Below are 6,555 nucleotides of genomic sequence, written 5' to 3' on the forward strand. Positions count from 1 at the left end.
ATCCAGCAGACATGATGAATCAGATATTCTCGCCGATGGGAATCCCTCGCGATTCCGTCAGGTCAGATTATGCTCTAACCTGACAGGCCGGTCGATCGCGAAATTCTTGGAAGAAATCTTGGCGAATAGAATGCATCGTTGAGATCGGAACCGTTGTTGAAGTGCCACGTTCAACCGACGGGGGACGGCCTTCAACAGGAGAAGTTCATGCGTAACATTCTGATCGCTCTGGCTGCAGTGTCCGCACTGGCGACACCGAACCTCGCGCAATCGGCGACCGCTACGACGACTGGAACGTATATCACCGCCAAGCCTACCGATATTCTGAGCTACAACCTGATCGGGCTTAATATCGTAAATGGCGCGAACGAGACCGTCGGGGAAATCAAGGATCTCCTCATCTCCGATGGCACGCTTGCCGGCTACATCGTTTCGGTGGGCGGCTTCCTCGGCATTGGAGAGCACTACGTGATCGTTTCGCCGGCTGCTGTGAAGGTCAATTACTCCGAGAACGACAAAAAGTGGGCGGCCACCATGGACGCCACCAAGGACCAGCTAAAGGCTGCGCCGGAGTTCAAGTACGAAGGCCGTTGGAGCAAGTAGGCTTTTCCTGCGGCACCGGACGCACATTCTGGACCCTGCGGCTCGATCAGAAAATCCGCATCATGGTTCTCAGTCCAACCTGTCTTTGCGCGGCCGCTCACAGTCATTCCCGGTTGCGAACGAGACACATCGACAAGGAGACCTTTTATGACAACGGCCAAGAAGAAATCATCTGAAAAGAAAAGCGAAGCAATGCGCTTGGCGGAGACGACCGACGTATCGCCGAAGCAGGCTGACGATCTCATTCGCAAGCACGGCGGTGACAAGAAGAAGGTTGAAAAGGAAGCCAAGAATTTCAAGGCCGAAGGATAGGCTCTAGCGCGCACCTTGGCCCACTGCAGCGTCACCTGCGAATGACCGCCTTGATCGCGGCCGCGTGGTTCTCTTCATTTCCATCGAACGCGTTCTTGGCCTGATGGCTGCCTGCAGGAATCCGATCCGAGCCGTGCTTTCCGCTCGCCGGCCTCGTTACACCGGAACACGAAGCACCCAAGCGCGTTTCTGTTCAGCAGCCGGTTGGGCTGTACTGGAGAACTATCACATGAGCTTGGGCACAATCCTTATCATCATCTTGATCCTTGCATTGCTGGGCGGATTCAGCGGCCTGGGAGGCGGTCCGTTCTACGGGACTGGCTATTATGGCGGAGGCGGTCTTGGGCTGTTGCTGATTATCATAATTATCCTCGTGGTCCTGGGCCGCATCTGACCGGCAGCGCCCAGCGGGCGGCATAGGTGGCGAGTGGAAACGCACCCCGGGCGCATGTTTGGCCCGGGGAACAAAGCAGACCACGGAAAGCCGCAACGGGACGCTGGCGGGCCACAAGCGCAAGCCTGGCGGGACGAGGAGAAGTGATGAACAATGAGCTTGTAGAGGCGCCAGTCCCCCGCAAGGGCATGCCAAGTCCCCGGCTAGACGAGGCCGAATTCAAGAGCCGGTACCGGGAGCAATTTTTCGATCCGGCGTTTCAACCGCATGAGGCGGCAATCGATGCACTCGCCGAAGTCGCCTGGCAGGCCTACAGGGAGTCCAGGAAGAGTCCGGTCACCCGCAAGGCAGGCGCGGAATTTGCTGATCCTGATTACGACCTGTCGGTCGAATGGCTTTCCGCGCGTGATGCCATTCGCGATGCCCAGAAAAAATATGAGGACAGGGCGCGAACGCCGACCATCCTCATCGTCAACGGATCGTCGCGCAGTGAGCATACCTGTCCGGGCGAAATGTCGAAAAGCTTCCGGTTGGCCGAAATCGCAAGGTCAACCATCCAAAACGAAGCCCGGCTGGACGCCGAGATTTTGGATTTGTCTCGGCTCGCTTCAGAATATGGCCGCAACATTCACCCGTGCAAGGCATGTTTCTCGACCGCGGCGGCGCTGTGCCATTGGCCTTGTTCATGCTATCCCAATCACTCTCTCGGCCAGACCCAGGACTGGATGAACGACATCTATCCGCTTTGGGTCGCCGCGCACGGTGTCATGGTCATCACGCCAGTGAATTGGTACCAGGTTTCCTCGCCCGTGAAGCTCATGATGGACCGGCTTGTGTGTGCGGACGGAGGCAACCCCGACCCAACGCTCACGCACGGCAAGGATGCTACCGAGGCAAAGAAGGTCGAGATGAGCGGCTGGGACTACCCGCGCCATCTTGCGGGCCGGCTGTTTTCCGTCGTGGTCCACGGCGATGTCGAAGGCGTGGAAAATGTGCGACGGTCATTGTCCGATTGGCTCTGCTTCATGAGACTTTCGCCGGCGGGAGCCTATGCCGAACTTGATCGTTATATCGGCTATTGGAAGCCGTACGCGACCAGCCATCAGGAACTCGATGCCAACGAGGCTGTGCAAGAAGAGGTACGCAATGCCGCGCGAGCCCTCGCCGAGGCCGTCGCGGAGCGCAGGGCCGGCCGACTGAAGCCGATCGGTTCGAACCTCAAAAATCCGCACCCTAAATGACTTGCGGACATCCAGAGCAAATCGGGGCGCCTTTCGTCCGGTGTCCTGCTGCCGCCAGTGCCTTGGGGCACGGTTCTCAAGCAACCAGATCGGTGGCCGCACACCTGCACGAAAACAGGCCATTGAGCCACGCGGCACGCTATCTTGGCTCGTTATTCATGCTCAGATAGGTGGGATCGAATTCGGCGATCCCTGCCAGCCGGTCCCAGTCCGAAATCGTCACCGTGTGATTTGACCAGGCGACGACTTCTAGCCGCTTTAGGGAAGCGATCACCCGGTTCATGTGCACAACAGACAGGCCCAACACATCGGCCATCTCGGCTTGCGAGAGAGGCAGGCTGAAGCTCATGCCCTCAGTACGATTGACCACGCGCAGCCGCACGAAGAGCTCGCAGATCAGATGAGCGAGGTGCGAAGTCTTGGATCGCCGTCCCATCGCCACGATCCACTCGCGGTGGATCGCGCCATCAATGAGCGTGTCCAGCCACAAAAGGCGCGTCAGGTGAGGAGCCCGTTCGGTAAGCATCTTCAGCTTGCTGTGGTCGGCAAAGGCCACGCGGCAAGGCGAAAGGGCGACAATGCCGTGGTCCATGGTTTTTAGGAGAAATGCATGAAGATCGACAAAGTCACCGGTCACCTGCAATGAAGTGAACTGACGTCCGCCGTTCTCCAGCACTTTATAGCGCGCGGCAAAGCCATCCAATATCAAGGTGCTGTAGGCGGGGCGGGATCCGGCCGCAACGATATCCTGGCCGACGGCGAAGTCCCGACCCGTGGACATGATGCCGGCCAGGAGGGTCTTTTCCTCATTGGAAAGGTCGTCATGTTGGCCGAGCTGCAGATAAAGGGGGTCAAGCATCATCTTAGCCTCGATCGAACGCATAGGCCGCTGATGCGGATCGGGCACAACGGATGGGCGGGAGCTGCAAGGCGCCCCTCAGTTAGAGATACCACATTCTTCGAAGCTGCGCGTCTTCAAATGCTTGTCCCAGACGGCGCAGGACGGAGCACGCTCGGTTCGGGCTTACGGGAACTTTTCGGGACGCCCGACGTTCGCGGCACCATGACAATTTTCTATTTTGACGTGGAAGAGAATGGCAACCTGGCGCGAGACCGGCACGGCATTGATTGCGCTGATTTCGATCATGCCAAGAAAGAAGCCATCCGAGCGATTGTGGACATGACGCGCGATGCCTTACCGGGGATCATCACGAACTGCGAGTGACGGTCCGTGATAGGTCCGGAGCCGTAGTGGTTGGAGTTGCGCTTAATTTCGATGCAGGGGGCGCTGATCGGCGGTGATGCGGGAGCAATGTTACGAGACGAAGTGCATGCGCCGACGCTGGTGTCGGCCCGATCCTGCCGGGCCGGTGCCGTATCGTATTCTTGCTATTTATCGCCCTTCGTTTTCAGCGCGTCGCCCAAATCCCGCTTGTCGGGATCCTGCAGGTTTTCGCCGCTGGCATCGCGATCGATATCGGGGTCATCCTTTGCCGGGCGATATCCGCGAGGGCGGTTTTCCGGCGGGCCTTCCCAGCGCGATTTCTCATTCGTGGTGCCTTGCGCAGCGTTACGCGAGCCTGTCATGACCAAGCCTCCTTCGTCGTGGTGTTCGGGCATGTCCTTGAGCTGATCCTTCGTCCATGTCGTGACGGCGTGCACTTCTCCGTCTTCGTCACGCATGAAGTCCAATTGGCTGGCAGGAACAGCGACAGGTTTGGCGCGCCGATGCCCAGAAAGCCGCCGACATCGATGACGATTTCGGTTGCCGGGCCGGTACCATGGACGTGCGAGACGGAACCGATTTTCTCGTCGTTGGGACCGTAAATGGCGGCGTCTTCGAGAATTGTCGGCGTCAATTCGCTGGCGGTGAGCCGGACGTGATTGGTGTGATCCATCGTCATGCCTCCTCACGGGGTTATTTTTCGTAATCCCGTGAATGGTCATCCGTTCCATCCGAAATGCAGGAAACGTTCATCGGTCACCGAGGCCGTTATGAACCAGATGACGTCACGCGCCACACCGTATTGCCGACATCGTCCGCTATGAGCAGTGCGCCGGACTTGTCGATCGCCACACCAACCGGCCGCCCTCTCGCTTCGCCCTTCTCGTTCAGAAAACCCGTGACGACGTCCTGCGCCACTCCATTTGGGTGACCGCCGCTGAACGGCACGAAGACAACCTTGTAGCCATTGAAGCGAGCGCGGTCCCAACTGCCGTGCTCGCCGATGAAGGCGCCCCCGCGATAGGATTGCGGCAGGCTGGTCCCGGTGTAGAAAGCCAGTCCAAGCGGCGCGACATGGGAACTCAACGCGTAGTCGGGCGGAATTGCCTTTGCAACCAGATCCGGCCGCTGCGGCATGACGCGCGGGTCGACATGTTGTCCGTAATAGCTGTAGGGCCAGCCATAGAACGCACCATCCTTCACCGATGTCAGGTAATCCGGAACCAGATTCGGGCCGAGTTCGTCCCGTTCGTTGATGACCGCCCAGAGCGCTCCGCTCTCAGGCTCAAGCGACAGACCATTGGGATTGCGCAGTCCGCTGGCGAAGATACGCGAACGTCCCGTCGCCCGGTCGACTTCCCAGATCGCGGCGCGATCCTTCTCGGCCTGGATGCCGTTTTCGGTGATGTTGCTGTTCGAACCGACGCCGACATAAAGCAGCGAGCCGTCGCGGCTGGCGACCAGGCTTTTCGTCCAATGGTGATCGATCGGTCCGCCCGGCAACTCCGTCACTACCGTCCCCGGCGCTGTGATCTTGGTGTCGCCCGGCTGATAGGGATAACGCAAGATCGCGTCGGTGTCGGCGACGTAGAGATCGTTGCCCACCAGCGCCACGCCGAATGGCGAGTTCAGATGGTCGAGGAATACGCCCTGATACTCCGGCACGCCGTCGCCATTGGCGTCGCGCAATAAGGTGATGCGATTGCTCGGACCGCTGTCGCCGCCCGAGGTCGTTATCGATTCGATCCAGCCCATCACCAGATCCTTTGGCCGTTTGATCGATGGCGCGGGCGGCGCCTTGGATTCCACGACCAGAATGTCGCCATTGGGCAGCACATAAAGCGAGCGCGGGTGCTGAAGCCCCTTGGCCAGCGCCTTGATCTGCAACCCTTGGGCTACGGTTGGTTTCTCGTCGTTCTTCCATCCCACCACGGAGGCAAGATGCATCGGCGGGAACAGATACTGGTTTATGTCAGGCAGTTTCGGGTTCGCACCGATCTGCGTGCTCGGGTCGGTGTTGTCGTCGCTGCAGCCGGCGACACCGAAGGCAGTGGCGCACAGAAGCGCCACCGTCGTCAATCTGAAGGTTCGATCAAAGTGTCTCATCGGCCACTCCTACGTGATGGCGATAGACCAGGGCCCAGCCGAGCCAGCCTGTAACAATCAGGATAAGTACGACCAGTGTCGACAGGATCAGCCCTGTTGGCACGACCGAGGTCCAGGCGTCGCGCGTGTGCACGAGCATGTTGAAGAACGCCAGGATGAGTGCGACGAGATTGCCGGCCATGTGCAGCCAGGCGACCGGTTGTGCCCGTATCTCGCCCTCGCCGATGAAATCGACGAGGCCTGCAATGCCCGCCAGAATGCCGACAATGACACCGACGGTGACAAGCCAGGCCGAGAAGTCGGCCCACATCATCTCTGCCGTCCGCCAGTAGGTTATGTCCGTGAGAAACGTTCCGACGAAGCAGGCTATCGGGATCGTGACCAGCATTGGATGAATTGGATGGCCGGAAATTCTGGCCGTCGATCTCGGGTTTTCCCTGTCCATTTTGGAATTCCTTCCCACCAGCTGGTGCTCGGAAAACAACCAGACGATTGTGAGAAAGTTCCCCTGGGATTTGCCCAGTCACTGGAAGGTGAATGAGGCCACTGGAAGGTGAAATGAGGCCTTGCCGGATCAACGGCTAGCTAGGCTCCTACCCAGTTGGTGGCCTCTTTGAATCGCGCCTGCGTCTGGCTACATATTGCTCGCCGGTCGGGATGGTGGCCGTGGGCGG

The 6,555-nt window shown here is 59.0% G+C and carries 9 protein-coding genes and 1 pseudogene; 5 read left to right on the forward strand and 5 right to left on the reverse strand.

The window, feature by feature from the left end:
- Positions 1 to 207 precede the first annotated feature (207 nt).
- From FJ934_RS14845 to FJ934_RS14855, 4 genes are all read left to right on the forward strand, one after another.
- Entirely contained in the window at positions 208 to 603 is a 396-nt protein-coding gene (locus tag FJ934_RS14845; RefSeq protein WP_140610359.1) for a PRC-barrel domain-containing protein, read from the forward strand.
- Between the two features lie 147 nt (positions 604 to 750).
- The gene (locus FJ934_RS28010) at positions 751 to 915 is read left to right on the forward strand and encodes a hypothetical protein (RefSeq protein WP_181165629.1); all 165 of its coding nucleotides are present in this window, start codon (positions 751 to 753) and stop codon (positions 913 to 915) included.
- 229 nt (positions 916 to 1,144) lie between these two features.
- A complete protein-coding gene (locus FJ934_RS14850; RefSeq protein WP_140610360.1) occupies positions 1,145 to 1,309 on the forward strand; it encodes a DUF3309 family protein in 165 nt (54 codons plus the stop codon).
- 146 nt (positions 1,310 to 1,455) lie between these two features.
- On the forward strand, positions 1,456 to 2,550 hold the full coding sequence (locus tag FJ934_RS14855) for a flavodoxin family protein (protein WP_246671515.1): 1,095 nt from the start codon (positions 1,456 to 1,458) through the stop codon (positions 2,548 to 2,550).
- A 139-nt stretch (positions 2,551 to 2,689) separates the two neighbouring features.
- Here the strand turns inward: FJ934_RS14855 and FJ934_RS14860 are convergent, their stop codons facing one another.
- Positions 2,690 to 3,409, reverse strand: coding sequence for a Crp/Fnr family transcriptional regulator (locus FJ934_RS14860; protein ID WP_140610425.1), 720 nt, complete (start codon positions 3,407 to 3,409; stop codon positions 2,690 to 2,692).
- A 204-nt stretch (positions 3,410 to 3,613) separates the two neighbouring features.
- On the opposite strand from FJ934_RS14860, the gene FJ934_RS28015 reads away from it, so the two are divergent.
- Positions 3,614 to 3,775, forward strand: a complete 162-nt coding sequence (locus FJ934_RS28015; RefSeq protein ID WP_181165630.1) for a hypothetical protein — start codon at positions 3,614 to 3,616, stop codon at positions 3,773 to 3,775.
- Between the two features lie 164 nt (positions 3,776 to 3,939).
- On the opposite strand, the gene FJ934_RS14865 is transcribed toward FJ934_RS28015, so the two are convergent.
- From FJ934_RS14865 to FJ934_RS14880, 4 genes and pseudogenes are all read right to left on the reverse strand, one after another.
- Positions 3,940 to 4,143, reverse strand: a complete 204-nt coding sequence (locus FJ934_RS14865; RefSeq protein ID WP_181165633.1) for a hypothetical protein — start codon at positions 4,141 to 4,143, stop codon at positions 3,940 to 3,942.
- A 9-nt stretch (positions 4,144 to 4,152) separates the two neighbouring features.
- Positions 4,153 to 4,448 (reverse strand): annotated as a pseudogene (locus FJ934_RS14870) (PRC-barrel domain-containing protein); the annotation flags it as partial.
- Between the two features lie 95 nt (positions 4,449 to 4,543).
- Positions 4,544 to 5,881 carry a sorbosone dehydrogenase family protein gene (locus FJ934_RS14875; protein ID WP_140610361.1) on the reverse strand — a complete coding sequence of 446 codons (1,338 nt, stop codon included), beginning with the start codon at positions 5,879 to 5,881 and terminating at the stop codon, positions 4,544 to 4,546.
- On the reverse strand, positions 5,868 to 6,326 hold the full coding sequence (locus FJ934_RS14880; protein WP_140610362.1) for a DUF2231 domain-containing protein: 459 nt from the start codon (positions 6,324 to 6,326) through the stop codon (positions 5,868 to 5,870). Before FJ934_RS14880 ends, FJ934_RS14875 begins: the two co-directional genes overlap by 14 nt.
- Positions 6,327 to 6,555 lie beyond the last annotated feature (229 nt).

This window comes from Mesorhizobium sp. B2-4-12 (assembly GCF_006441575.1).
Lineage (GTDB): Bacteria > Pseudomonadota > Alphaproteobacteria > Rhizobiales > Rhizobiaceae > Mesorhizobium.

Bases quoted from the DNA above. Each gene is read 5' to 3' on its own strand.
- FJ934_RS14845 (WP_140610359.1), top strand. From the start codon at position 208: ATGCGTAACATTCTGATCGCTCTGGCTGCAGTGTCCGCACTGGCGACA.
- FJ934_RS28010 (WP_181165629.1), top strand. From the start codon at position 751: ATGACAACGGCCAAGAAGAAATCATCTGAAAAGAAAAGCGAAGCAATG.
- FJ934_RS14850 (WP_140610360.1), top strand. From the start codon at position 1,145: ATGAGCTTGGGCACAATCCTTATCATCATCTTGATCCTTGCATTGCTG.
- FJ934_RS14855 (WP_246671515.1), top strand. From the start codon at position 1,456: ATGAACAATGAGCTTGTAGAGGCGCCAGTCCCCCGCAAGGGCATGCCA.
- FJ934_RS14860 (WP_140610425.1), bottom strand. From the start codon at position 3,409: ATGCTTGACCCCCTTTATCTGCAGCTCGGCCAACATGACGACCTTTCC.
- FJ934_RS28015 (WP_181165630.1), top strand. From the start codon at position 3,614: ATGACAATTTTCTATTTTGACGTGGAAGAGAATGGCAACCTGGCGCGA.
- FJ934_RS14875 (WP_140610361.1), bottom strand. From the start codon at position 5,881: ATGAGACACTTTGATCGAACCTTCAGATTGACGACGGTGGCGCTTCTG.
- FJ934_RS14880 (WP_140610362.1), bottom strand. From the start codon at position 6,326: ATGGACAGGGAAAACCCGAGATCGACGGCCAGAATTTCCGGCCATCCA.